Raw genomic sequence first — 26,832 nt, forward strand, 5'->3', positions numbered from 1 at the left:
CGGCTGCTAAATTCGTACCTTGTCATCCGAACAATTTGCTGATCACGTCGATGTCGTGGCTCCGCTAGATGTTTGGTCCCGGCATTTGGTGGAGCGGGTTTGACCTGAAGCGACCGGGCTCGGCGGCCCATGCTGTGCAGATACCCTCGTCGGGCGTGAGACCACGTAGAGTCTTCAGGGGGCGGCCGAAGTTCGAGGCGCTGACGAAGTCGGCCAGATGGACGCGGAGCTGCTCGTGGCTGTCATAGTGGTAGCGCTTGACCGTCACGTCCTCAGAGCGCCTGATAAAGCCGTTTGATCGGATTGAGGGTGATGAGGCTGGCCGCGAGTCTGGTGAAGGCTTCGTGGATGTCGGCGCGTCGCTCGTAACGAACGGGCAGGCGCCGGAAGCGGTTGAACCAGGCGTGGGTACGCTCCACGACTCAGCGGTGGCGACCGAGTTTCTCGCGGCTCACGATACCTCTGCGCGCGATGCGCGGCACGATTCCGCGCGCCCGGCATTCGTGCCGGCGGGACCTGGCATCATAGGCTTTGTCGGCGTGCCGCTTGTCTGGACGGCATCGCGGTCGCCCGCGCCGACCACTCCGCACGCTGTCGTGCCGGTTGGCCCGCTCAGGCAGAAGCCGAGCGAGGTACCGCACGCTCAGGTGACGAGGTGGCGCTTGGTGCCCGGCTCGCCCCGGTCCGTCGGGTTCGAGCCGGTGGCAGGCCCCCTTTTTGGCCGGGACGGACGCGCTGTCCAGGCAAGCCCGGCTCCAGTTGATCTCGCCCGCTGCGTGCAGGCGCTCCAAAAGCACGTGATGCAGGCGGCTCTCCACGCCCGCCGCTTGCCAATCCCGCAGCCGACGCCAGCAAATCATGCCGGAGCCGCACCCCATCTCGGCTGGCAGCATCTCCCACGATAGCCCCGAGCGCAGCACGAACAGGATACCCGCCAGCGCAGCCCGGTTCTCGATCGGACGACGCCCACCCTTCGGACGCGGCCGAGGCGGCGAGAGGAGCGGAGCGATCTCATCCCAGAGATCATCGGGGAGAAGCAGTCTGACCATGCCAAATCAACCGTGAAAACCCCGCTCGGTGCTGTTCTGTCAGACGCTCTAAGCACTCAAGGCGCCCCTTAGCTAGAAGCATCCGTAGCGCATTTGCATCCTTCATCTGACGCCGGGCGGCCTCGAAGTCTCTCTCACCCTTTGCCTGAGGCAATCGAAGGCGAGCCAGCGCCACGCGGTGCTCTTTGGTCCTCAGGCTCTTGGTGATGTGCGTTCGTCCGAGTTCCTGAACCAGCTCCAGGGGCACCCGCATACGCAGGTAGTACGTCCCACCGCGCGTCGTGAGGTTCGGGTAATGGGCCACGGGTTCATCCGCCATGTGTCACAATCCTGTGTCACAGTCGCGCTAACGAGCCCGTTTTCTCTCAGTATTTTGTTCCGCCACAAGCACTTAGGGGTGTAGTGGTGGGGCACGCATCGCTGCCAAACCAGTCTCTGGCGCCGTTTCCCTGCTAACAGGGAAAATAACAGGGAAAACGGCGCGATGCAGCGCCCAATCGTGATTTTGGCAGCCAATACTGATGCGGAAGCAACGACTTAAGGAGCAATTCCGTGTGCGGCGGAACAGGGAATTGGTCCTGGCCAAACAGGCATGCGTTTGGTCAAAATAGATCATTCGTCTGTCCGGATCAGGGACCGCACGGGGTCAAACGCAGAAAGCCGGAGAGCCGCGGGGCTCTCCGGCTGCATCGGGTTCGAGGAAACAGAGGGGAGAAGTTCAGGTCCCTATCGGCTTCGAGACAACGTCGCCTGGGCTGACGAACCTGACCTCGATGCCAGGATGATACCTCAGTCGATCGTCGAGGGCTGTACGCCCCTCTTGCTGCGAATGGCCATCGGCCTCCGTCGCCGGCGCCAAAGCCTTGATGTTATCGAAGAGCAGCTTGGCGGCCTTCATGTCGCCTTGCAGCGCCTTCAACAGTAGCTGTTGGGCGAGCGCCTCGATCCGGGTCGTCCGGGTGGTGCGGCCATTCTTGGTGACCGCAATCGACTCACGCGCGGCCTGGGTGAGGACGTCCAGAAGATCGCGCCGGCCGAACGGCGCCGAGCCTTTGTGCGGTCGGCCGCGCGGGTTGCCGGATCGACCCTTCGGGAAGCGATGGTCGGCCGGCGGTTTGCCATAGCCGACCTCATAAGCGGTGGATCGCTTCGGTCCGACCATCGTGCCGCTCGAGCGTTCGGACATTACGCAGCCTCCGCGATCGAGGCAGGGTCCATACGGGTCGATCGGACCTCGTCCCAGGGCTCGTCGGTTCCCTCGAGGATGGAGTCGCGTCCCGTGAACGCCTGCCAACGCCGGATCGCGACATCGACATAGACGGGATCGAGTTCGAGCACCCTGGCTTCACGCCCCGTCTTCTCCGCTGCGAGCAACGTCGTGCCGCTGCCGGAGAACGGATCGAGCACGATCGCACCGCGACGGGTGACATCCTTGATCGCATCCACGACCAGGGCCACCGGCTTGACCGTGGGATGCAGCGCCAGATCGCCTGCGCCCTTGAAGGTGTTGACTCCGGAATAGCTCCATACGTTCGAACGATTGCGTCCGTGCCGGCCGAGTTCGACGTTGTTGGTATGGCTGGCCGTGCCGACCTTGTAGAGCGCGATCAACTCGTGCTGGGAGCGGTACAACGATCCCTGGCCTGGGTTGGTCTTGCTCCACACAATGAGGTTCTTCTGCTCGCCGTAGAGCCCACAGGTGGCGCCATGCAGTTCAGGCAGGTGGCGCCAATCCATGCACACGTAGTGGAGAGCGCCGTCACGTGAGACCGCGACCGCATGCCCGAGGCTCTCGCTCAGGAAGGCTGTGAAGGCTTGCGCCGTCATCTCACCCGAACCCATGACGAACTCGCCGTGCTGGATACGGCCACGGCCCATGACGTGACCGCTGATGGGTACGTTGTAGGGCGGATCGGTGAAGACCATGTCGGCTTCACGCCCGCCCATCAGACGCTCCACCTCGATGCGGTTGCAAGCGTTGCCACACAGGATGCGGTGCGGACCGAGCTGCCAGAGATCGCCGAGCTGCGAGACCGGTGCGTCCGGTTCATGCACCTCGTCCTCGCGCGAAGCGAGGCGCTCCTCCTCCAGATCAGCGGTCAGCAGGTCGAGTTCAGCGATCTCGAAGCCGGTGACGGAGAGATCCAGGTCGATCTCGGGCAGATGGATGGCGAGTTCGCCGAGTTCGAGGGCAAGCGTGCTGCGATCCCAGCCGGCCAAGGTAGCGATCTTGTTGTCGGCGATCGCATAGGCACGCTTCTGCATCTCGCTGAGGTGATCGAGCCGGACGGTCGGGACTGTGGAGAGGGCGAGCTGCCTGGCGGCCAACAAGCGTCCGTGTCCGGCGAGCACGAATCCGGTCTCGTCGACGACGAGCGGCACGGTGAAGCCGAACGCTCTGATGCTATCGGCAATCTTGGTGATCTGCTTCTTGGAATGCGTACGGGCGTTGCTCGGGTTGGCCCTGAGGGCAGTCGGAGCCTGGTCGAGGATGGTCAACCCGGCCGTTGGGAAAGCAGGCGCATTCGTCGTCATGATGCGGATGTCCTTCAAGAGCGCGCACGACATCGAGCCCGCGTGCCGAAGGGCAGCAGGGTGAAGGTCGGCGCAGTGGTTTGGAGAAGGGCTGCTCAGGCCCAGCGACAGGAACGCCCCGGAGCGGATGCGTCGGGGTGCCGAAACAAGCAATCGCGCAGCGAGCCGTTCAGGCGCACCGTTCGAAAAAGATAACGATTGCTGGCAAGTCAGAGCGGGTCCCTGCGGACACACGACTTCTGACTTATTGAAAATGCACAGTTTGACCGTCGGGTGTCAAGATCATTCGTGCGGTGCCCGAGCAACGTTGCTCGCTCGCCACTCCGACCTTGTCCCCGGGCAAATACCGGTCGCGTTTCGTCCCGATCCACTGAGTCGTAACTTACAGTTGCCATCCGAACCCGTAAGTTGCAGACGCTCACCCGCAGCCGCCCCATGCTAGCTGGTCGACGAGTCCACCGAGACTCTATAACCATGTCCAACAGCATCGCTCAGCCGCGACCGAAACCTAATACCAACCGGCATTAATCATAACCGATAGGCCCACTGGCGCAGTCCGATGGACAGGAATCGCTTACGTCTTTGGCATTACCGGCACGAAGGCGCTCGCCGCCAAGGTCGAGCCGACCGCTAATCATATCTGGGTGGTGCGGGCCCTATGCGACAAGGAGGCGGTGCGTGGTTTTGCAGAGACCACCTACGCTGCCAAGTCCTGGCGGCAGCAGCGCTGCGTCGCCGCCCGCATTGAGGCCACACGGCTCGGCCTCGACATCCGCTACATGGTCACAAACATCGCCACTGGCACGCCGAAATGGCTCTACGCCCAACTGTACTGCACCCGCGGTCAGGCCAAAAACCTGATCAAGCTGCACAAAGGCCAGCTCGCTTTTGACCGCACTTCCTTCCGGCACCCGGCCGCCAATCAGATGCGGCTCGTCCTCCACACCGCGGCCTACTCGCTGATGCTCGCCCTACAAGACGCCACCCCGACCACGCATCGCCTTGCCAAAGCCGAGTTCACGACGATCCGGCTGCGGCTGCTCAATATGCGTCAGAGCAGACACACGATCCCGCTCGACGTCAGCACAAAGCACGGCGTCAGCCGAACCACAGTGAATAAGATGGATTAATTCGTCTTCTTAAGCAGCATCTTGGCACTGTGTATCTAACATATATATCTATCTCGAATGCCATATCAAATGTTCGGCCTCATCGCGTATTATTCATGCTGGAAGTGAGGCTGAGGACGGTAGTTTCAGTGTTGCTCCGAGGCATCGGTTACCAAAGATTTACGAGGGGGAGCGATCGATCCTCAAAATGAAATTGTCTGTTTCCTCGCGACATGGTTTAAGTCGGGGATCTGGCGTCCATCGCACAATGATGAATGTTCGGCAAAATTGTTTGATCTCAATTTTATCGTCATGCCGCGTTTTGATGCAAGCTTAGTCCTTTGTTGGATTTTTGATTTGCATATATTTTAAAAAGCGGAATCAGCCGATAAATTTGATCTGATTACGAAGGTTGTGTGGATGACGACGTTTAAATTCAGCGACGTGGTTGGCAAAACCATCGCTTTTAATCCAGATGCGCCGTCATCTGACGTTCTATTGTTCGAGTCCGGAAACGCAAATTCATTGCGCATTGAGCAGGACGGGGCTGATGTTATCGTATTTATTTATGGCCAATTGGTCCGCTTTGCGAACCTGAATTTTGCTGCTTTGATCAGCGCGAGTTTTAGTTTCTCAAATGGTGACCTTGTAAAGTTAGATTCATCCGGAGGCGACATATTATCGACTAACACAGGTAGCGATTACGTCAACATTACAAAAGGTGGAAGCGATACAGTTACTGCTGGTAGTGGGAACGACCTCATTGTTGTAGGGTCAGCCCTTGACGTAGCGGACAGAATAGACGCTGGCGTAGGTACGGCCGATGAACTGCGACTTTCCGGGAGCTATGCTAGCACCATTTCACTGACGGCCACGACGATCACCGGGGTCGAGACCATCCGGGCAGGGGTGAACAGTCAGATCCGTTTGCAGCTAGCTGACAATACCGTCGCCAGCACGACCCCAGATGCTGTCTCCCACCGCCTGACCTATGACGGCTCTATGCAGACGCAGGCGGATCTCACCTTTCTCGACGGCTCGAACGTCACGAGCGGAACGCTGTTTGTTAACACAGGCGCTGGCAACGATACCCTGATTGGAGGCTCTGGAGGCGATGTGCTAAATGCCGGTGACGGCAATGACTCCGTGTCAGGTGGTGGCGGGAACGACACGATCACAGGTGGTCTCGGTCAGGAGACACTGACGGGCGGAGCCGGCAACGATGTCTATACGTTCGGGTTTGGCATTCCACGTAGCGAAAGCGCGCCGAATCTGGCCGACACGATCACGGACTTCGAGGGACGTGGCACTGCCGGCGGCGATCTTATCAGCTTGCCTGGCTTCAATAATTATCTGCCCCTCGCGTTCAACATCAATCCGATTGCCTTCAGTTTCGTTGGGTTCGGCACCTCGGGGTCGCAACCGGGCGCAAACGCCGGCGACGGGTTCGTCGATGTGTTTTGGCGCTACAATGCGGCACTGACCCAGAACGAGATCTGGGTCGACGCGAACGACGACGGCCAATTCAGTGAAGTCGATATGCTGATTTTCCTGCCGAGGACGGCAGACGGCTCGACCACGATCGAGTTTAACGACTTCGTCAACAACTTTCCTGTCATCCGTCTCACTGAAACGGACGATGCTTTCGTCGCTTCGGATGCTGCTGAAACGATTTACGCTCTCGGGGGCGCAGACAGCGTCTTGGGAGCGGGAGGTAGCGACATCATCTATGGTGGGCTCGGCAACGATAGATCAGCTTCAAGGTGGGGACGGCGGCGATCTGCTCAGAGGCGGCGATGACGGAGATAACCTCGATGGCGGCCTCGGGGCCGACACGCTCTACGGCGGCATCGGGARCGATAGCCTCAACGCCGGCTACCAGGATGTCGCCGGTACGGTGAACCTGCTCTACGGCGAGGCCGGCAACGATTACCTTAACGGTGGGGCTGGCAACGATCAGCTCTTTGGCGGCGCCGACGACGATACTCTGTCCGATGGTGCCGGCACCGACCGGCTCGACGGCGGGGATGGCGCCGACACGCTCAATGGCGGCGAGGGCGACGATACCCTCCTGGGTGGGGCCGGCACTGACAGGCTCACGGGCGGCGTTGGCAAGGACGTGCTCACGGGTGGGACCGAAGCTGACGTTTTTGCCTTCGGCTATTACTACGCTGGCTACAATGACGGCTCGTTTGCTGCGTCCGACCAGGTCACCGACTTCAGCCGCATCCAGGGCGACAAGATCGACATCGGCCAGAACTACTTTGCGGGTGACTACTACCGCACCACGCCGTTAGTGTTCCGTGGCGATCTCCTGGCGGTGAACCCGGGCTTTACCTATACCGAAGGCGCCTCTTTGCCGGGCCAGGACCTTGGCACCGGCTTCGATCAGGTCTGGTCGGTACGGGTCGGCAGTGGCGCCAGCGCCAAGACGGTGCTGATCGCTGACCTCAACCGCAACAACCTCCTCGACGGCAGCGACTTACCTTCCAGGTGATCGTCGGAGGGGCGGGCAACGACAGCCTGACCGGTACGGCGGCGGCCGATCAGATCTACGGCGTGGCCGGGGCCGACACGATCACMGGGCTCGACGGCTACGACCGCATCTACGGCGGCACYGGCAACGACAGCATCGACGGTGGGCTCGACGSAGATACCATCTACGGTGAGGACGGCAACGATACCCTCCTGGGCGGCGATGGTCGGGACATCATCGACGGTGGGATCGGGGGTGACACTCTCTACGGCGGTAACGATGCCGACAGCCTCAACGCCGGCTACAACGATGTCGCCGGCACGGCGAATCTGCTCTACGGCGAGTTCGGCAACGATTACCTCAACGGTGGAGCTGGCAATGACGAGCTCTACGGAGGCGCGGACGACGATGGATTGTACGGTGCTGCCGGTACCGATCGGCTCGATGGCGGGGATGGCGCCGACACACTCTCCGGCGGCGAGGGTAACGACACCCTGCTGGGCGGAGCCGGCATCGACCGGCTGACAGGCGATGTGGGTAAGGACACGCTCACGGGTGGCACTGAAGCAGACGTGTTCACCTTCAGCGCGAACTACACCAATTACTCGATCTCTTCGTTCGCCACTCCTGACCAGATCACCGACTTCAGCCGTGCCCAGGGCGACAAGATCGACATCGGCCAGAACTACTTTGCCGGTCTTGGCCCTTACGATCCCTTGGTCTTCAAGGGCGATCTCCTGGCAGTGAGCCCTGGCTTTACCTATACCGATGGCGCCTCCCTGCCGGGCCAGGACCTTGGCACCGACTTCATTCAGGTCTGGTCGGTACGCCTCGGCACTGGGCCCTCGGCCAAGACGGTGATGATCGCTGATCTCAACCAGAACAATATGCTCGACGGCAGCGACTTCGTGGTCGAACTGACCGGCGCTTCTGCCCCTACCCTGCTGACGCAGTCGGACTTCGTGGCCAACACATTCCAGGTGATTGTCGGGGGCGCGGGCAACGACACCCTAACTGGCACGGCCGTGGCCGACCAGATCTACGGCGTGGCCGGGGCCGACACGATCACTGGGCTCGACGGCTACGATCAGATCTATGGGGGTGAAGGCGACGATAACATCGATGGCGGCGTAGCCACAGATAATCTGTATGGCGACAACGGTGACGACCTCATCCGAGGCGGCGATGGTGGAGATTACATCGACGGTGGGTTCGGGGCCGATACTCTCTATGGCGGCAACGACGCAGATTCCCTATCTGCTGGCTACCAGGACCTTGCCGGCACAGTGAACCAACTCTACGGCGAATTCGGTAACGACAACCTCAACGGTGGGGCTGGCGATGACGAGCTCTACGGAGGTGGCGACGTCGATTACCTGAACGGTGCTGCCGGCGATGATATCCTCGACGGTGGCACCGGCGCCGACGTGATGAATGGTGGGACCGGTAACGACCTGTACATTGTCGATAATATTAACGACCGTGTCGACGAGTATGCCAACAGTGGCGAAGATAGCATATTTACTTCTATCGATTGGGTTTTGAGTGTCGGACAGGAGATCGAAAACCTGCACGCGAATGCCGGAAGTAATGGGCTGAGATTGACCGGTAACGAGCTTGAAAACAGTTTTTCTAGCGGCGCTGGCAACGATACTCTCATCGGCGGGGCAGGCAACGACCACTATTATGTCAACAGTGTTGATGACCAGATCGTCGAGCAGGACGGCGGGGGTTTCGATTTCGTCTACACGCGACAGAATTGGCAGCTCGCCGAAGGCTCGTTCGTAGAAGGCTTGGTGGCTGATTTTGGAAGCGCGCCGCTCATCCTTATCGGTAACAGTGCCGCCAATACTCTTGTCAGCGACGGCAATGGGGACCGGCTTGAAGGCAGAGGCGGCGACGACAGCTATCTGGTTTATGCAGCCAGTGATCAGGTGATCGAGGCTGCAAATAACGGAACTGATTTAGTCCGTACTAGTGTAAACTATATCTTAGCTACCGGTCAGGAGATTGAGCAGCTCGAGGCAATTGATGAGGTTTCCACTGTCGCGATCAATATTACCGGGAATGAGTTTGCAAATATTGTGATTGGCAACGCAGGAAGTAATGTCCTCAACGGGCTCGGTGGTGCTGATACGATGTCCGGCGGGGTGGGGTCCGACACTTACTACGTCGACAACATTGGCGACCGCGCTATTGAGGCTTCCGGTGTTGCCGGCACCGATCTCGTCTACGCCTCCGTTTCCTACGGGCTTGGCGACGCAGATCTGGAGAACTTGATCCTGACCGGCACCGGTAATCTCACTGGGACCGGCAACTCGCTCGCCAACGTGATCACCGGCAACGCCGGCGCCAACATCATCAATGGGCTCGGTGGTGCCGATACGATGTCCGGCGGGGCGGGCTCGGATACCTACTACGTCGATAACGGCGGTGACAAAGTCGTCGAAGCCACCGGTGCCGCCGGCACCGATCTCGTCTATGCCTCGGTGTCCTACTCGCTCGGCGGCGCGGATCTGGAGAACCTGATCCTCACCGGCACCGGCAACCTCAATGGCAACGGCAACGGCCTCGCCAACATCATCACCGGTAACGCCGTTTCCAACGTCCTCAACGGGCTTGTCGGTGCCGATACAATGTCGGGCGGGGGGGGCTCGGACACCTACTACGTTGACGATATCGGCGACAAAGTCGTCGAGGCGACCGGCGCTATCGGCACCGACCTCGTCTACGCCTCGGTCTCGTACGGGCTTAGCGGCGCGGATCTGGAGAACCTGATCCTCACCGGCACCGGCAACCTCAATGGGACCGGCAACGGCCTTGCCAACATCATCACCGGCAATGCCGGCGCCAACGTCCTTAACGGGCTTGTCGGTGCCGATACAATGTCCGGCGGGGCGGGCTCGGACACCTACTACGTCGACGACGTCGGCGACAAAGTCATCGAGGCCACCGGTGCTGTCGGCATCGACCTCGTCTACGCCTCGGTGTCGTACGGGCTTGGCGGCGCGGATCTGGAGAACCTGATCCTCACCGGCACCGGCAACCTCAATGGCACCGGCAACGGCCTCGCCAACGTGATCACCGGCAATGCCGGCGCCAACGTCCTCAACGGGCTCGTCGGTGCCGATACGATGTCCGGTGGGGCGGGCTCGGACACCTACTATGTCGACAACATCAACGACAAAGTCGTCGAGGCCACTGGCGCTGTCGGCATCGACCTCGTCTATGCATCGGTATCGTACGGGCTTAGCGGCGCGGATCTGGAGAACCTGATCCTGACCGGGACCGGCAACCTCAATGGAACCGGGAACGGCCTCGCCAACGTGATCACCGGCAATGCCGGCGCCAACGTCCTCAACGGGCTCGTCGGTGCCGATACGATGTCCGGTGGAGCAGGCTCGGACACCTACTACGTCGACGACGTCGGCGACAAAGTCGTCGAGGCCACCGGCGCGGTCGGCACCGATCTCGTCTATGCCTCGGTGTCGTATGGGCTTAGCGGCGCGGATCTGGAGAACCTGATCCTGACCGGCACCGGCAACCTCAATGGGACCGGCAACGGCCTCGCCAACGTGATCACCGGCAATGCCGGCGCCAACGTCCTCAACGGGCTCGTCGGTGCCGACACGATGTCGGGTGGGGCGGGCTCGGACACCTACTACGTCGATAACGTCAGCGACCGCGCTATCGAAGCCACCGGTGCGGGCACCGATCTCGTCTACGCCTCGGTGTCGTACTCGCTCGCCGGTTCAGACTTGGAGAACCTCACCCTGACCGGCACCGGCAATCTCAATGGTACCGGCAACTCGCTAGCCAACGTGATCATCGGCAACGACGGTGCAAACATCCTGACAGGTGGTGCCGGGGCGGACACCTTCGTGTTCAGGACGGCGCTGGGGTCGGGCAACTTCGACCGGATCGCGGACTTCTCTGTGGTGGACGACACGGTGCAACTCGTGCGCAGCGTCTTCACGGCGTTGGGAGCCGGTCCGCTGGCCGAGGCGGCGTACAAGGACTTGTCTACGGGATCGGCCGATGCCAGCGACCGCATCCTCTACGACAAGGCAACGGGGGCGCTGTCCTACGACGCCGATGGAAGCGGATCGGCCTCAGCTGCGGTGCAGTTCGCCACCATCGACACCAAGGCCGCCCTCACCCACCTCGACTTCTTCATCGTGTGAGCCATGCCACATCGCAGTCGGGTTGATCCGAGCCAACCCGGCTGCGGGGCAGTAGAGCTCAAATCGACCAAGGCATAACGGTCGTTTGCATAGGCCACGCTCTCCGTTGGTGTATGAACAAGATTTGAAGCGTCACCCCTCCGGCTATCGGGCTTATAACAATTGTCCGTCGTCAGATGATTTGGGACATTCAGCGGCGTTCAGGAGCGGAGGCTCTGGTCCATCTGGGGTGAGAGGTTAGGCAGCCTGCGCGTGGTGGCGCAAGCGGCGATCCATGAGGGTCTGGCGCTTGATGCGTTCCCGCTCGGCCAGGATCCCTTCGCCGCGTCCGAAGTAGACGTCAGCGGGCGTGAGGTTGCTCAGGCTCTCATGGGCTCGGGCATGGTTGTAGTGCTCGACGAAGTTGGCAACCTGCGTCTCCAGCTCGCCGGGCAAGTGGGCGTGTTCGAGCAGGATGCGGTTCTTGAGCGTCTGATGCCAACGCTCGATCTTGCCCTGCGTTTGAGGATGGCATGGCGCACCGCGGATGTGGGTCATGCCCCGAATGCCGAGCCAGTCAGCCAGGTCGCTGGCGACGTAGCTTGGACCGTTGTCGCTCAGCAGGCGGGGACGATGCATCACCCGCGTCTGATCGAGCCCAGCCGCACCCAGCGCCAGGTCGAGCGTGGCGGTGACGTCGCTGGCCTGCATCGTCGTGCACAGCTTCCACGCCACGATATAGCGCGAGAAGTCGTCCGGCACCGTCGGCAGGTAGTACCAGCCCCAGCCAACGACCTTCAGGTAGGTGAAGTCCGTCTGCCAAAGCTGGTTGGGCGCGGTGGTCTTATCGCGGAACTCGTCGGCGGCCTTGATGACTATATAGGCCGGGCTGGTGATCAGGTCCTGAGACTTGAGCAACCGGTAGACGGTCGCTTCCGAGACGAAGTAGCGACGCTCATCTGTGAAGCGCACCGCCAGCTCACGCGGGCTGAGTTCAGGCTGCTCCAAGGCCAGGGCCACGATCTGCTCGCGGATCTCCGCAGGCAGGCGGTTCCAGACCCGGCTCGGCCGCGAGGGATGGTCATTCAACGCCTCGGGGCCGCCGCGCTGGTAGGCGTCGTACCAGCGGTAAAACGTCGAGCGCGTGATGCCGAGCTTGTCCAGGGTGGCACGCACCGGCAGGTGGGATTGCTCGACGAGCCGGATGATCTGCAGCTTCTCGGGGGCCGGATACCTCATGCCTCGTCGCCCCCAGCCCCGCTCATGCTTTTTTGAGCAGGCGATTCTCCAGGACGAGATCAGCCACGACCTCTTTGAGCGCCCCCGTCTCGCGGCGCAGATCCCGCACCTCATCCGTGGTGGCCGCACGAGCGGTGTCGCCGGACAGGCGCTTCTTGCCAGCCTCCAGGAACTCCTTGGACCAGCCGTAGTACATCGAGGCGGCGATCCCCTCGCGCCGGCACAACTCGGCGATGCTGTCCTCGCCACGCAAGCCTTCCAGTACCACGCGGATCTTCTCCTCGGACGAGAACTGCCGACGTGTGGCCCGACGGATGTCCTTGATCACCGCTTCTGCCGGCTTCTTGGCCGGTCCGGATGTCTGCTTCATCTTCGCTCCTCAGGGGCTACGATGAACTAGCCATTCTCCGTTCGTGAAGACCCTCAATCTGTCCCACAGGTGCTGACGTCGGACAACCTATGCATACGACGTGGGGCGGTGGCGTCTCATTGGCATCGCAGCCGGGTTAGCTTCGGATCAATCCGGCTGCGACGCGGCGTGGCTCACACGATGAAGAAGTCGAGGTGGGTGACGGCGGCCTTGTTGTCGATGGTGGCGAACTGCACCGCGGCCGAAGCCATACCGCTGCCGTCGGCGTCGTAGGACAAGGCTCCCGTCGCCCTATCGTAGATGATGCGGTCGCTGGCATCGGCCGCTCCGGTGGAGAGGTCCTTGAACGCCCCCTCGGCCAGGGGACCGGCTCCCAGCGCCGTGAACACGCTGCGCGCGAGGTGCAAGCGCCGTCCTGAACACGAAGGTGTCCGCCCCGGCACCGCCGGTCAGGAGGTCGTTGCCGCCCTGGCCGTCGAGGACGTTGGCGCCGCCGTTGCCGGTGAGCGTGTTGGCGATGGAGTTGCCGGTACCGTTCAGGTTCCCGGCGCCGGTGAGGATCAGTGCCTCCAGTTCCGCTCCGGCCAGCGAGTACGACACCGAGGCGTAGACGAGATCGGTGCCGACAGCGCCGGTGGCTTCGACAGCGCGGTCGCCGACGTTGTCGACGTAGTAGGTGTCCGAGCCTGCACCGCCGGACATCGTGTCGGCCCCGAGACCGCCGTTGAGGACGTTGGCGCCGGCATTGCCGGTGATGACGTTGGCGAGCGAGTTGCCGGTGCTATTGAGGTTGCCGGTGCCGGTCAGCGACAGGTTCTCCAGGTCCGACCCGGCGAGCGAGTACGACACCGAGGCGTAGACCAGATCGGTGCCTGCAGCGCCGGTGGCTTCGATAGCGCGGTCGCCGACGTTATCGACGTAGTAGGTGTCCGATCCCGCCCCGCCCGACATCGTGTCAGCCCCGCCGAGCCCGTTGAGGACGTTGGCGCCGGCATTACCAGTGATGACGTTGGCGAGGCCGTTGCCGGTCCCATTGAGGTTGCCGGCGCCGGTGAGGATCAGGGTCTCCAGATCCGCGCCGCCAAGCCCGTACGACACCGAGGCGTAGACGAGGTCGGTGCCGACAGCGCCGGTGGCCTCGATGACTTTGTCGCCGACGTTGTCGACGTAGTAGGTGTCCGAGCCCGCGCCGCCGGACATCGTATCGGCTCCGACGAGCCCGTTGAGGACGTTGGCGCCACTGTTGCCGGTGATGACGTTGGCGAGGCCGTTGCCGGTCCCGCTGAGGTTGCCCGTCCCGGTCAGGGTCAGGTTCTCGAGATGTGATCCAGCCAGGGAGTACGACACCGCGGCGTAGACGAGATCGGTACCCGCAGCCCCGTTGGCCTCGATGGCGCGGTCGCCGACGTTGTCGACGTAGTAGGTGTCCGAGCCCGCCCCGCCAGACATCGTGTCAGCCCCGCCGAGCCCGTTGAGGACGTTGGCGCCGGCATTGCCGGTGATCACGTTGGCAACGGAGTTGCCGGTGCCGTTGAGGTTGCCGGTCCCGGTGAGGATCAAGTTCTCTAGTTCCGAGCCACCCAACGAGTACGACACCGAGGAGAAGACGAGATCGGTACCGGCGGCGCCGTTGGCCTCGATGGCGCGGTCGCCGACGTCGTCGACGTAGTAGGTGTCCGATCCCGCCCCGCCCGACATCGTATCGGCACCGAGGAGCCCATCGAGGACGTTGGCGCCGCTATTGCCGGTGATGACGTTGGCAATCTCGTTGCCGGTAAGATTGATTGAATTCGTGCCCGCGTCGTTGGTGGTGTCGAGCCTCTCGATCTCCTGACCAGCGGCGATCGTATAACTGACGCTGGTCAGCACCCGGTCTGTGCCACCGCCAACGGCCTCGATCACCTGATCGCCAAGGTCCTCGACGGAGTACACGTCGTTGCCGGCTCGACCTTCCATCACGTCAGCGCCGGCCCCGCCGGTCAGGCTGTTGGCACCGGCATTGCCCACCAGGGTGTTGGCAAACTCATTGCCGGTGAGGTTGACGACTGTGGTGCTGGCGGCGTCCAGCACCTCCAGCCGCTCGATCTCCTGTCCGGCCGAGAGCGTGTAGCTGATGCTGGTCAGCACGCGATCGGTACCCTCGCCTGCTACCTCGATCACCCGGTCGCCGATGTTCTCGACGTAGAAGCGGTCGTCGCCAAGTCCGCCCGTCAGGTCGTCGGTGCCCGCACCGCCGTCCAGCGTATCGTCACCTGAACCAGCAGTGATCGTATCGTTGCCGGAACCGCCTCCGATGGAGTTTGAGCCAGAGCCGCCTTCGACCAGAAGGTTCTCCGTCTGACCAAAAGCATCGATACCCGACGTTCCAACCAATACCACTTTCTCAATTTCGGAGAACCAGCCGTCGTAGCCGGCGCCGGGATAGAGCCCCTGCAATACGACGACGGAGTCCGAAGCAATCTCGACGGTGTCGTAGCCATCGCCACCCACCATTACATCGACATAAAAACCGTTGTTATACTCATCGACGCCAATCTTGATGAGGTCGTCACCCGCACCGCCAAAAACGCCGCCGGCGGCTCCGCCTTCGCTCAGAATGTCGTCGCCATCTCCTCCTATGATCTGATCGAGACCGTCACCACCTTCGATGACGTCGTTGCCCAGATCACCGGTCAACGTGTCGTTGTCGTTGCCGCCAATCAACGTGTCTGCGTCTTCGCCGCCCTCGATGACGTCGTCGCCCGCACCACCATCGAGGATGTTGGCGGCACTGTTGCCCGTGATGCGGTTAGCGAGTTCGTTGCCGGTACCGTCCAGGGCGTCGGAGCCGGTCAGCGTCAGGGTCTCGACGTTGTCGGCCAACGTGTAGGTGATGGAGGCTTCGACCGTGTCGGTGCCCTCGCCTGCCGCCTCGATCACTTCATCGCCGGCGTTATCGATCCGGTAGGTGTCGTTGCCGGAGCGACCCCGGAAGGTCTCCGCACCGGTGGTGCCGAGGAAAGTCTCGGCCGCGGCTGTGCCGGTGTAGCCATCGATGACCAACGTGCCTGCGGGATTGCCGACGAGGCCGGAAAGGTCAGCGTCATTGCCGGCCCCGTCGCGGATCGTGGTGGTCCCGAGGACCACGCCGGTAACCGCGAGGTCGGCGCTGATCCGGTCGACCTCGACCGTGTGCGTGAAGACGAGTTGCGTGGTGGTCGAGGCCGCAGCGTCGTAGAGGGCGACACCGCCGTCATTCAGCGTCAGTCGAAAGTCGTCGGCGTCGGACAGGGTGACCGGTTCGGACAACGTCAGCGTCAACGTCACGGACTGGCCGACCGTCAGTGTGCCCGCCCCCGCCATGAGGCCGACCGCGGAGGCCGTCACCGACGCCACCGTGGCCGCCGTTTTGTCGAGGGTGAAGCTCACGGTCTCATCGATGACGTTGCCGGCACCGTCGATGGCGCGCACCACCACCATATGCGCCCCATCCGCCAGCGCGGTCGGGTCGTAGCTCGACGCAAATGTGGTGGCGTCGTCGAGCTTGTAGCTCAGGGTGGCGCCGTTGGTGTCCGAGACCGTGGTCGCCAACGCGGCATCGTTGGTGAGGCCGTCGCTTCCGGCGGCTCCGCTGTCCGTGACCAGAGCCGCCGTCAGCACCGGCCCGGTCTGGTCGAGGGTGAAGCTCACGGTCTCATCGGTGACGTTGCCGGCACCATCGGTGGCTCGCACCACCACCGTGTGCGCCCCATCCGACAACGTGGTCGGGTCGTAGCTCGACGTGAAGGTGCTCGCGTCGTCGAGTTTGTAGCTCAGGGTGGCGCCGTTGGTGTCCGAGACCACGGTCGCCAGCGTGGCATCGTTGGTGAGGCCATCGCTTCCGGCGGCCCCGCTATCCGTGACCAGGGCCGCCGTCAGGAGCGGAGCAATCGTATCGACATCGAGCCCCGTGTCACTGCCGATCGCCGTGGTGAGGCTGTTTGGATCGAAGGACGCTGATCTGGTCGAGGTGTTGAGTACAACCGAGACCGTATCGCTGCCGACGTTAGCGATGAGCAGGTCAATTTTGCCGTCCCCGTTCACGTCCGCTGTCGACACCGAAAAGGGACTACCGCCGGCTGAAACGTCGAAGTCGCTAGTGAAGCTGCCAGTACCGTCGCCCAGCCGCACAGAGACCGTATTGCTGCTCTGGTTGGCGACGAGCAGGTCGATCCTACCGTCCCCGTTCACGTCCGCCGTCGTCACTGAGCGCGGAACGCTGCCGGTTGCAACGTCCGCTGCGTTGGTGAAGCTGCCATCGCCGTTGCCCAGACGCACCGAGACCGTGTTGCTACCCAAGCTGGCAACGAGCAGATCGGTCTTGCCGTCCCCGTTCACGTCCGCCGTCGTCACCGATTGAGGTATACCACCAGTCGGGACGTCAACAGCGTTGGTGAAGCTGCCGTTGCCGTTGCCCAGCCTCACCGAAACCGTGTCGCTGTTCAAGTTGGCGACGAGGAGGTCGGTCTTGCCGTCCCTATTCACGTCCGCCGTCGTCACCGAGATGGGACCGCTGCCGGCTGCGACGTCGACGGCATTAGTAAAGCTACCGTCGCCGTTGCCCAGCCGCACCGAGACCGTGTTGCTGTTTGCGTTAGCAACGAGCAAATCGGTCTTGCCGTCACCGTTTACGTCCGCCGTCGTCACCGAATAGGGAATGTCGCCAGTTGCGACGTCGGCGGCGCTGGTGAAGCTGCCGTCGCCGTTACCGAGCCGCACCGAGACTGTATTGTTGCCCGCGTTGGCAACGAGCAGGTCGGTCTTGCCGTCCTCGTTCACGTCCGCCGTCGTCACCGAAAAAGGAGAGTCGCCGGTTGCGACGTCTGCGGCGCTAATGAAGCTGCCGTCGCCGCTTCCCAGTTGCAGCGAGACCGTGTTGCTGTTCGCGTTGGCAACGAGCAAATCGGTCTTGCCGTCCCCGTTCACGTCCGCCGTCGTGACGGAGTAGGGTGTGCTGCCAGTTGCGATGCTCGACGCAATGCCGAAGCTGGTCTGGCCTTGCACACCGAGCGCGCCGCCGTTGAGATCGAGTCCCGTAACTGCGAGATCGCTCGTGTCGTTATCGGCCGCTACCGTGTAGGTGAATTGCGGTCGCGATTGAGCATCCACACCCGAATAGGTCGCAACGGCGCCGTTGCTCAGGGTCAATCGTGGGCTACCTGAAGCCGTTACCGGAGCTTCGGTGACGAGGGTGAAGGTGATCTGATCGCCAGCCTTCTGTGGGCCAATTTGTGTCGTGTTGGTCAAAATCTCCGTCGCCGCCGTGATTTCGCTACCCAGCAGTACCGAAACCGTACTGCTGTTGTAGTTGGCGACGAGCAGGTCGATCCTGCCGTCTCTATTCACGTCCGCGGTCGTCACCGAAAAGGGACGGCTGCCGGTTGCTACGTCGGCGGCGTTGTTGAAGCTGCCGTCGCCGTTGCCCAGATGCACCGAGACCGTGTCGCTGCCGCTGTTGCCGACGAGCATGTCGGTCTTGCCGTCTCCGTTCACGTCCCCTGTCGTTATAGAGCGCGGAGCGCTGCCGGTTGCGACGTCCGCGGCGCTGGTGAAGCTGCCGTCGCCGTTGCCCAAACGCACCGAGACCGTGTTGATGTCCTGGTTGGCGACGAGCAGGTCGGTCTTGCCATCCCCGTTCACGTCCGCCGTCGTCACAGATAAGGGACGGCTGCCGGTGAAGACGTCGGCGGCGGCGGTAAAGCTGCCGTTACCGTTGCCCAGCCGTACCGTGACCCTATCGCCGAATGCGTTGGCAACGAGTAGGTCGGTCTTGCCGTCCCCGTTCACGTCCGCCGTCGTCACGGAGAAGGGACGGCTGCCGGTGAAGACGTCGGCGGCGCTGGTGAAGCTGCCGTCGCCGTTACCCAGACGCACCGAGACCGTGTTGCTAAATTGGTTGGCGACGAGCAGGTCGGTCCGGCCGTCCCCGTTCACGTCCGCCGTCGTCACGGAGCGCGGGTTTAAGCCGGTTGCGACGTCGTCTGCGCTGGTAAAGCTGCCGTCGCCGTTGCCCAAACGCACCGAGACCGTGTGGCTATCGTAGTTGGTGAAGATCAGATCAGTCTTGCCGTCACCGTTCACATCCGCTGTCGTCACCGAATAGGGAACGCTGCTGGTTGCAACGTCAGCGGCGCCGGTAAAGCTACCATCGCCGTTGCCCAGCTGCACCGAGATCGTGTCGCCGCTGCTGTTGGCGACTAGCAAGTCGGTCTTGCCGTCTCCGTTCACGTCCGCCGTCGTCACCGAATAGGGACCAGTGCCGGTCATGACGTCGACGGCGTTGTTGAACGTGACCGACATTGATGTGATCCGCGTGTGACGCCAGCGGCGTCGTTAAAGGCAGAAGCCTTATGAAACGAGGCGCATCACCCACGAAGGCGTTCGCCAAAAGTCAATAACCACACGCAATGGCACTTGGGCAAAAATTCGGCACCCGCGCCGTCATGCGCGAATATTATGTGGCAGCGGTGATACACAGGCTGGGGGCATCGCCTTGATGTAAGATACCAAATTGATTTATCTTTCAGGAAAAAAGCGCAATGTTTGATAGGTTTATTCAATCTAGATGCTTTACGATATTACATCGACTAGCTATGTGATCAAGATGATGATTGCAACGTGCACTATGAAAACGAGCGCGGAAGAGACGGTGGCCTCGTGATTGCGGGCTAGCCTGCAGCAGCGGCTATGATCCAACTGAATGTCCGCTTGATCAGCTGACTTTGCTCAACGCATTGCGCTGGAGGTCGAGGTTCTGATCGAGGGTGAAGACGCGGGCATATCCGACGAGCATGTCGGGGTAGTGAGTCAGGAGCGTTTGATCCGCAATAGAATACCGGTCATATTTTCCCGACAGAAACGCGGCCGTTTTGGTGGGTTCAGTACCTGCCTCTCACCAGCGTCGGGAAAACGGTCGTTTTTACGACGTGATAGAGCCGCTTTGACGGGTGGTGGAACGTCTCCGTTAAAATGGCCCTTTCGACCTAGATCGAAAGCATCTCCTCTGCTCCGCAGCCGGGTCGGCTCGGATCGACCCGGCTGCGATGTCGCTTGGCTCATACGATCAAGAAGTCGAGGTGGGTGAGGGCGGCCTTGGTGTCGATGGTGGCGAACTGCACCGCGGCCGAGGCCAGGCCGCTGCCGTCGGCGTCGTAGGACAAGGCTCCCGTCGCCTTATCGTAGAGGATGCGGTCGCTAGCATCGGCTGATCCGGTGGAGAGGTCCTTGAACGCCGCCTCGGCCAGGGGACCGGCTCCCAGCGCCGTGAAGACGCTGCGCGCGAGTTGCACCGTGTCGTCGATGACCGAGAAGTCGGTGGATGCGGTCGCCGGCATCGGCCGCTCCGGTGGAGAGGTCCTTGAACGCCGCCTCGGCCAGGGGACCGGCTCCCAGCGCCGTGAAGACGCTGCGCGCGAGTTGCACCGTGTCGTCGATGACCGAGAAGTCGGTGATGCGGTCGAGGTTGCTCGGGCCCAGCGCCGTCCTGAACACGAAGCTGTCCGCCCCGGCACCGCCGGTCAGGACGTTGGCACCGCCGTTGCCGGTGAGCGTGTTGGCGATGGAGTTGCCGGTCCCATTGAGATTGCCGGTGCCGGTCAGGATCAGGCTCTCCAGATCCGAACCGCCCAGCGAGTACGACACCGAGGCGTAGACGAGATCGGTGCCAACGGCGCCGCTGGCCTCGATAGCTTTGTCGCCGACGTTGTCGACGTAGTAGGTGTCGGACCCAGCCCCGCCGATCATTATGTCGGCTCCGCCGAGCCCGTTGAGGACGTTGGCGCCGCCGTTGCCGGTGAGGGTGTTGGCGATGGAGTTGCCGGTCCCAGCGAGATTGCCGGTTCCGGTCAGGATCAGGCTCTCCAGGTCCGAGCCGGCGAGCGAGTACGACACCGAGGCGTAGACGAGATCGGTACCGACAGCGCCGGTGACCTCGACGGCTTTGTCGCCGACGTTGTCGACGTAGTAGGTGTCCGAGCCNGAGTTGCCGGTGCTATTGAGGTTGCCGGTGCCGGTCAGCGACAGGTTCTCCAGGTCCGACCCGGCGAGCGAGTACGACACCGAGGCGTAGACGAGATCGGTACCGACAGCGCCGGTGACCTCGACGGCTTTGTCGCCGACGTTGTCGACGTAGTAGGTGTCCGAGCCCGCCCCGCCGGACATTGTATCAGCACCACCCATCCCGTTGAGGACGTTGGCGCCAGCGTTGCCGTTGATGACGTTGGTCAGCGAGTTGCCGGTCCCATTGAGGCTACCGGTGCCGGTGAGCGTCAGGTTCTCCAGATGCGATCCGGCGAGCGAGTACGATACCGAGGCGTAGACGAGATCGGTGCCGATCGCGCTGTCGGCCTCGATGGCACGGTCGCCGGCATTGTCGACGTAGTAGGTGTCGGACCCAGCCCCGCCGATCATTATGTCGGCTCCGCCGAGCCCGTTGAGGACGTTGGCGCCGCCGTTGCCGGTAAGGGTGTTGGCGATGGAGTTGCCGGTCCCATTGAGATTGCCGGTGCCGGTCAGGATCAGGCTCTCCAGATCCGAGCCGCCCAGCGAGTACGACACCGAGGCGTAGACGAGATCGGTACCGACAGCGCCGGTGACCTCGACGGCTTTGTCGCCGACGTTGTCGACGTAGTAGGTGTCCGAGCCNAGCGAGTACGACACCGAGGCGTAGACGAGATCGGTACCGACAGCGCCGGTGACCTCGACGGCTTTGTCGCCGACGTTGTCGACGTAGTAGGTGTCCGAGCCTGCTCCGCCGGACATGGTGTCGACACCGGTACCACCGTCGAGCCTATTTGCGAAACCGTTACCGCGCAGCGTCTGTGCGATCTCATTGCCCGTAAGGTCGCGGGCGGTGGCGGTCACCGAGCGGTCCATCTCCATAACTTCGACGCTGACGCCCGCGCCGAGCGTGAAGCCGTTGCCCCCGTAGTAGAAGATCAGCCTGTCGCTGCCTTCGCCCGCACTCTCAATAATCGTATCGTCCGAATTTAGGTAGTAGGTGTCGTCACCTCGGCCGCCGTAGAGCTTATCGCCGCCACCCTCGCCGCCAAACGTGTCATCGCCGTCCAGACCGAACAGCGCGTTCACGCCGCGGTTGCCGTTAATCACGTTGTTCAGTGCGTTGCCCGTTCCGTCGATGTTCCCCGTGCCCGCCAGGCGTAAGTTCTCGATGTTGCCCTTCAACCTGGCATTGCCGGTAAGCGAGACGGTAAAGTCGGCAACGACGGTGTCGATCCCGCTTGAGCCCGCGACGCTCTCGTCGGCCTCGTCGGTCGCATCGATCAGATAGGTGTCGTCGCCCGCGCCGCCTTGAAGGATGTCGGCCGCCTCGCCGCCATCGAGCCAGTCGACGCCCGTTCCGCCGAGAAGCCGGTCAATCCCGCCGCCGCCCGAAAGCGTGTCATTTCCGCCCCCGCCGTTCAGAAGATTGGCGCCGTCATTGCCGGTGATTGCGTTGGCAAGTCCGTTTCCGGTGCCGGACAAGGTCTCCGTACCCGTGAGGACAAGGCTCTCGACGTCTCCGAACAGCGTGGTTGAACCCGCGAGGCTGAACGAGACCGAGCTGCGGACGGTGTCGAGGCCGTTTGAACCGGTTAATCCCTCGTCGATAACGTCGTCCGTGCTGTCGACCACGTAGGTATCGTCGCTCGATCCACCTCTCAGGATGTCTCTGCCGCCTCCGCCGATCAGTGTGTCGCTACCACCCCCGCCGGCCAGCACGTTGCTTTCCCCGTTGCCGGTGATCGTGTTGGCGAGGTCGTTGCCCGTCACATTCGCCGCAGTCGTGCCGGTGAGTAGGACATCCTCGATGCTGCCCTTGAAACGCGACGCGTTCGACAGGTCGACCGACACAGCGGCCTCGACCCGGTCAATGCCGTTTGCATTCAGGGTCGCCTCATCCACGATGTCGAACTCGTCGATGATGTAAACATCGTTGCCGACGCTGCCTTGAAGCAGGTCAGCGCCCACGCCGCCATCGAGCACGTCGTCGCCAGCGAAACCCTTGATCGTGTCGTCCCCACCGAGTCCACTAAGGCGGTTGCCGAAGGGGTCGCCCTGGATTTGGTCACCGTGCTGCGAGCCGATGAGGTTCTCGAAACCGGACAGTGCGTCGCCTTCGGCGTCTCCGCCGCGCCCACGCCCGTTGATTCCCACCTGCACGCCCGCTGACGAGCTTTCGTAGCTGACGGTATCGATTGCGGAGTCACTGCTAAAGCGGCTGTCGCCATTCAGCGTGTCCGCGCCAGCCTCGCCGAGAATGTAATCGGCCCCGAAGCCACCCTCAATGACATTGTTGCTACCGTTTCCGGAGATGTAATCGTTGCCGTAACCGCCAACGACGTTCTCAATCGAGGTAAGGCTGACACCCTCGGTCCATTGCCCATTATAGAACTGGTAGAGATATCCGTATCGGCCATTATATGGGAGGTAGACAGTGGTGGCGTTATAAAGCAACTCAAGAGTGTCGGTGTCACCACCGCCATCGATCTGATCGAATGTAACTCCGTAGCCGACTACGAACTTGTCGTTACCCGCTTCGCCGTAGGCGTCAATCCGTCCATAAACATCGGGAAAAATGTCGCCGGTGATTAGGTCATCGCCATCGCCCCCGTATATCGTATCAAGTCCGTTATCGGCATCGATGATATCGTTTCCGCCTAGCCCGTAGATTATTTCCGAGCCTTGATTGCGCCGTGTAATTTGGTCGGCGCCCTGAGTGCCGTAGAAGTCAGCCATGCGAATGCTCCTTCGAACGAGAGGCGTGTGCGGACGACGCTTCATCGGGTCTGGCCAGATGGTTCGCGACGAACCCGTTCACGGACAGCCGCACCGGTCGCAACCGCCCGTCCGGGTAGAGGCGGCGATAAACGATCTCACGCCTCCCCATGATGGCGCGCCGTGCCCCCCTGAGCAGAAGAACCTTGACGGCCCGGCTGTTGGCCGACCAAACGTTGAACACGATACAATCGCCTGATCGGCCGTCGCCCAAGCCGCCATCGCCAGAAGCCCAGCTCCAAGCCGCTTCCCGATTGGCGTAAGCCCACCCCAACATGCCGACGACCTGGCTCTTCTCATCAAGCACGAGCACATAATGGCCGCGGTTAATCTGTCCCGCTAACACCTTCGACCAGGCCACGAAGCCGATCGATGCGTAGGCCGGCTTCGACATCAGATGATCGACAGCGAGGCCCAGGGCCGTGTACGGGTTAGCGACACGCCCGTAATGCAACGACGAGCCTTGCTGCGTATCACGTTGCGCATGCGACCGCTCGCCCTCCACCAGACCCTCGGCCCGAACCCAATCATCGGCACCGCTCCGCGCCATCAGTGCGCCTCCGCCGTAACCACCCGCGTGTAGGATGACCAGCTTTGCGTCGTTCTGCAATCACGCGTCCTGATGTTCCTAAATCTCCCTCGCCCGATTGAATGTTTTGAAATTTTTTAGAGATGCCCGAGCATGGCTCGACGGCCGGCGCAAGATAAAGTCTAGCGATCGGACTTGAATAGCACTATGACTGTATCATTGTGTGTCTCCGCAGACTCCAATTGGCCGGCCTCCGATACCCGGCCCAAGGACGAACTCTCATCCCGCCCACGCTCCAATCTCGGCCGAGAACCAGTTTTTCAACGAAATCTACCCCTAACCGAAGTTGCCGGAGGGCAGACAAACGGCCGCTTTGGGAAAGTGCTGATGGTGGTCGGCATGGTTGGGTTGGGTCGTGAGACCCCGTTTCATAACAGGCAGAACAGCTTAGCTTTGGGTGAGCGGCGAGCATCGCGGGCGTTGGGAGAGTGTCTGACGCTCATCCAGGAACCCCGATGTGGACGCCCGCCGCCCGCGCCGAGCTTGCGCGCGAGAGCCTGCCTTACGCAACCAGCCTCAGCGAGGCCGAGTGGGCGGTGCTCGCGCCGCTTCTGCCTGCGCCGTCCAGCACAGGCCGCCCATGGCGCCGGCCCCTGCGGGCGGTTTTCGACGGCATCCTGTACGTGCTGCGGACAGGATGCGCGTGGCGGCATCTGCCGCTGGACTTCCCGCCGTGGAGCACGGTGCATCGCTGGTTCTTGCGCCTCTCCCAGACAGGCGTGTTCGAGCGTCTCGCCCATGCCCTCACGATGGCCGACCGCGAGCGCGTCGGACGCGAGGCAAGCCCGACCGGCTGCGTCGTCGATGCGCAAGCTGCCCGCTCAGGGGGCGTGGGGATGGCCGGCAAGCGCGGTTACGATCCGGCCCGGCGGGTCGTCGGGCGCAAACGCCACGCGCTGACGGATACGGACGGCCGTCTCCTCGTGGCTGCGGTCTCACCCGCTGACCTGCACGACAGCCACGGCGCGATTGCCTTGCTTCGCGCCTCGCGTGGACTGTTCCCCTTTCTGGCCCACTGCTTTGCCGACCGAGCCTATCGCGGCGAGCGCGTTGGCGCGGCCACGACCATCACGGTCGAGATCGTCGAACCCAAGGAGGGCCAGAAGGGCTTCGCGGTGCAGCCCAGGCGGTGGGTCATCGAGAGGAGCTTCGGCTGGATCGCCCGCTGCCGCAGGCTGGCCCGCGACCACGAGGCTACTCCGTCCTCTGCGCTCGCCTTCTTCGTCCTCGCCGCAGCCATGATCCTCGTCAGACGGATCGCCCGAGCCTTATGAAACAGGGTCTAACAGTTGGCGGTCCGAGTACGGCGGTCTGAAGGGTGATCAGGTCAAGCGGCTGAAGTCTCTGGAGACTGAGAACCTGCGTCTGCGTCGGGCGATCTCGGACCTGATGTGTATCGGCGTGCAACTTTGACCCCGTGAGGTGGGGGATCGGCGTCCAATTCTAACCCCCTAAGCTCGTTCTCGCAGACTGCTCTCCGGTACGGCCGGAAGGGTGGTGTAGGGGGATGAAGGGCGTGGACACGATTGCGCGCATCCGGCGCGAGTTCTTCACCCGCGGCCGCGCGATCAAGGACATCGTCCGCGACCTGCACGTCTTCCGCAACACGGTCCGGAAGGTCATCCGGTCGGGGGCCACCGCCTTCGCCTACGAGCGCGAAGTGCAGCCGCTGCCCAAGCTCGGACCGTGGCGCGACGATCTCGATCGGATGCTGACCACCAACGCCGGCAAGTCCGCCCGCGAGCGGCTGACGCTGATCCGAATCTACGAGGCGCTGCGCGGGCTCGGCTACGAGGGCGGCTACGATGCCGTTCGGCGCTATGCCAAAATCTGGAAGCGTGAGCGCGCTTCGGTCACGGCTCAGGCTTTCGTGCCGCTCATCTTCGCCCCGGGCGTCGCCACCAGCGATCGACGGATCGCGCAGAGCCGGCGAGCCCGCAACGAGGAGTCTGCCAGAGCCGCGATCCGCAAGCCGATATCAAAGCCCCCTCCGATAAGGTCGACCAAAGCATCACTTATGTGCAGATCGACCGACACGGCCGGGTACTGGCTCAGGAATGGAGGCAGTCGCGGCGCGACATGCATCACACCGAACGACATCGGCGCGGCAAGCCGCACTAAACCACAAGGTTCCAAAGCTCCAGCGATTGCCTGGACCTCGGCGGCCTCTCCTTCGGACAAGATTCGTGCGGCGCTGTCCTTCGTGGCCTGTCCAGCCTCCGTCAGGGCGAGCTTGCGCGAGGTGCGATGGAACAGACGGGCACCGATGCGTGCCTCCAAGCGACTGACGGCCTTCGAGACCGTCGCTTTCTACAACCCGAGTTCAGTGGCAGCCCGACTGAACGAGCCGGTCTCGAACACCTTGGAAAAGATGGCCCACGCTTCGAAGTCAGGTAGGCGCATCAGGCATGTTCCAGAAACGGTGAGTTTTTATCGTTTCTGTTTTACGACTGTCACATAAGCGCATAATTGTTGCACTGCAAACGCGCCGCACCTCGATCGATGGAA

9 protein-coding genes and 6 pseudogenes are annotated in these 26,832 nt (G+C 62.2%); 6 read left to right on the forward strand and 9 right to left on the reverse strand.

The window, feature by feature from the left end; translation table 11 throughout:
- Positions 1-64: 64 nt before the first annotated feature.
- From ASF39_RS22280 to ASF39_RS07780, 4 genes and pseudogenes are all read right to left on the reverse strand, one after another.
- A pseudogene (locus ASF39_RS22280) lies at positions 65-274 on the reverse strand (IS481 family transposase); the annotation flags it as partial.
- Positions 273-1,049 (reverse strand): annotated as a pseudogene (locus tag ASF39_RS20345) (IS5 family transposase). The pseudogenes ASF39_RS22280 and ASF39_RS20345, both read right to left, overlap by 2 nt.
- A gap of 718 nt (positions 1,050-1,767) precedes the next feature.
- On the reverse strand, positions 1,768-2,235 hold the full coding sequence (locus ASF39_RS07775; protein ID WP_056282507.1) for a DUF5681 domain-containing protein: 468 nt from the start codon (positions 2,233-2,235) through the stop codon (positions 1,768-1,770).
- Complete coding sequence (locus tag ASF39_RS07780; protein WP_056282584.1) at positions 2,235-3,584, reverse strand: DNA methyltransferase; 1,350 nt, start codon at positions 3,582-3,584, stop codon at positions 2,235-2,237. The genes ASF39_RS07775 and ASF39_RS07780 overlap by 1 nt, the downstream gene beginning before the upstream one ends.
- A 569-nt stretch (positions 3,585-4,153) precedes the next feature.
- Between ASF39_RS07780 and ASF39_RS07785 the strand changes: the two are divergent.
- The 4 genes and pseudogenes from ASF39_RS07785 to ASF39_RS07795 all read left to right on the forward strand — a co-directional run.
- A pseudogene (locus ASF39_RS07785) lies at positions 4,154-4,633 on the forward strand (transposase); the annotation flags it as partial.
- Positions 4,634-5,113: 480 nt separating this feature from the next.
- Positions 5,114-6,493 carry a hypothetical protein gene (locus tag ASF39_RS22525; RefSeq protein ID WP_156648423.1) on the forward strand — a complete coding sequence of 460 codons (1,380 nt, stop codon included), beginning with the start codon at positions 5,114-5,116 and terminating at the stop codon, positions 6,491-6,493.
- Positions 6,423-7,190, forward strand: coding sequence for a calcium-binding protein (locus ASF39_RS07790; protein WP_056282510.1), 768 nt, complete (start codon positions 6,423-6,425; stop codon positions 7,188-7,190). The genes ASF39_RS22525 and ASF39_RS07790 overlap by 71 nt, the downstream gene beginning before the upstream one ends.
- Entirely contained in the window at positions 7,187-11,353 is a 4,167-nt protein-coding gene (locus tag ASF39_RS07795; RefSeq protein WP_056282513.1) for a calcium-binding protein, read from the forward strand. The genes ASF39_RS07790 and ASF39_RS07795 overlap by 4 nt, the downstream gene beginning before the upstream one ends.
- A 237-nt stretch (positions 11,354-11,590) precedes the next feature.
- On the opposite strand, the gene ASF39_RS07800 is transcribed toward ASF39_RS07795, so the two are convergent.
- From ASF39_RS07800 to ASF39_RS21115, 4 genes and pseudogenes are all read right to left on the reverse strand, one after another.
- Positions 11,591-12,941, reverse strand: a protein-coding gene (locus ASF39_RS07800; RefSeq protein ID WP_156648424.1) for an IS3 family transposase whose coding sequence is annotated in 2 segments (ribosomal slippage) — positions 11,591-12,605 and positions 12,604-12,941 — 1,353 coding nt in all. Because the reading frame shifts where the segments join, the coding sequence is not laid out codon by codon here.
- Between the two features lie 291 nt (positions 12,942-13,232).
- Positions 13,233-19,259, reverse strand: a complete 6,027-nt coding sequence (locus ASF39_RS07810; protein ID WP_056282517.1) for an FG-GAP-like repeat-containing protein — start codon at positions 19,257-19,259, stop codon at positions 13,233-13,235.
- 894 nt (positions 19,260-20,153) lie between these two features.
- Positions 20,154-20,936 (reverse strand): annotated as a pseudogene (locus ASF39_RS21995) (hypothetical protein); the annotation flags it as partial.
- Positions 20,937-23,688: 2,752 nt separating this feature from the next.
- Complete coding sequence (locus tag ASF39_RS21115) at positions 23,689-24,345, reverse strand: hypothetical protein (RefSeq protein WP_156387624.1); 657 nt, start codon at positions 24,343-24,345, stop codon at positions 23,689-23,691.
- A gap of 434 nt (positions 24,346-24,779) precedes the next feature.
- Between ASF39_RS21115 and ASF39_RS07825 the strand changes: the two genes are divergently transcribed.
- Together ASF39_RS07825 and ASF39_RS20350 are read left to right on the forward strand one after the other, a co-directional pair.
- Complete coding sequence (locus ASF39_RS07825) at positions 24,780-25,598, forward strand: IS5 family transposase (RefSeq protein ID WP_056282523.1); 819 nt, start codon at positions 24,780-24,782, stop codon at positions 25,596-25,598.
- 233 nt (positions 25,599-25,831) lie between these two features.
- Positions 25,832-26,218: pseudogene (locus ASF39_RS20350) on the forward strand (IS21 family transposase); the annotation flags it as partial.
- Here the strand turns inward: ASF39_RS20350 and ASF39_RS07830 are convergent.
- Positions 26,215-26,727, reverse strand: a pseudogene (locus ASF39_RS07830) (LysR family transcriptional regulator); the annotation flags it as partial. The pseudogenes ASF39_RS20350 and ASF39_RS07830 sit on opposite strands and share 4 nt — an antisense overlap.
- Positions 26,728-26,832: the final 105 nt, after the last annotated feature.

Source organism: Methylobacterium sp. Leaf108 (assembly GCF_001423265.1).
Lineage (GTDB): Bacteria > Pseudomonadota > Alphaproteobacteria > Rhizobiales > Beijerinckiaceae > Methylobacterium.

What these genes read in the sequence shown, in the direction of transcription:
- ASF39_RS07775 (WP_056282507.1), bottom strand. Translation starts at nt 2,235, where the DNA reads ATGTCCGAACGCTCGAGCGGCACGATGGTCGGACCGAAGCGATCCACC.
- ASF39_RS07780 (WP_056282584.1), bottom strand. Translation starts at nt 3,584, where the DNA reads ATGACGACGAATGCGCCTGCTTTCCCAACGGCCGGGTTGACCATCCTC.
- ASF39_RS22525 (WP_156648423.1), top strand. Translation starts at nt 5,114, where the DNA reads ATGACGACGTTTAAATTCAGCGACGTGGTTGGCAAAACCATCGCTTTT.
- ASF39_RS07810 (WP_056282517.1), bottom strand. Translation starts at nt 19,259, where the DNA reads ATGTCGGTCACGTTCAACAACGCCGTCGACGTCATGACCGGCACTGGT.
- ASF39_RS07825 (WP_056282523.1), top strand. Translation starts at nt 24,780, where the DNA reads ATGTGGACGCCCGCCGCCCGCGCCGAGCTTGCGCGCGAGAGCCTGCCT.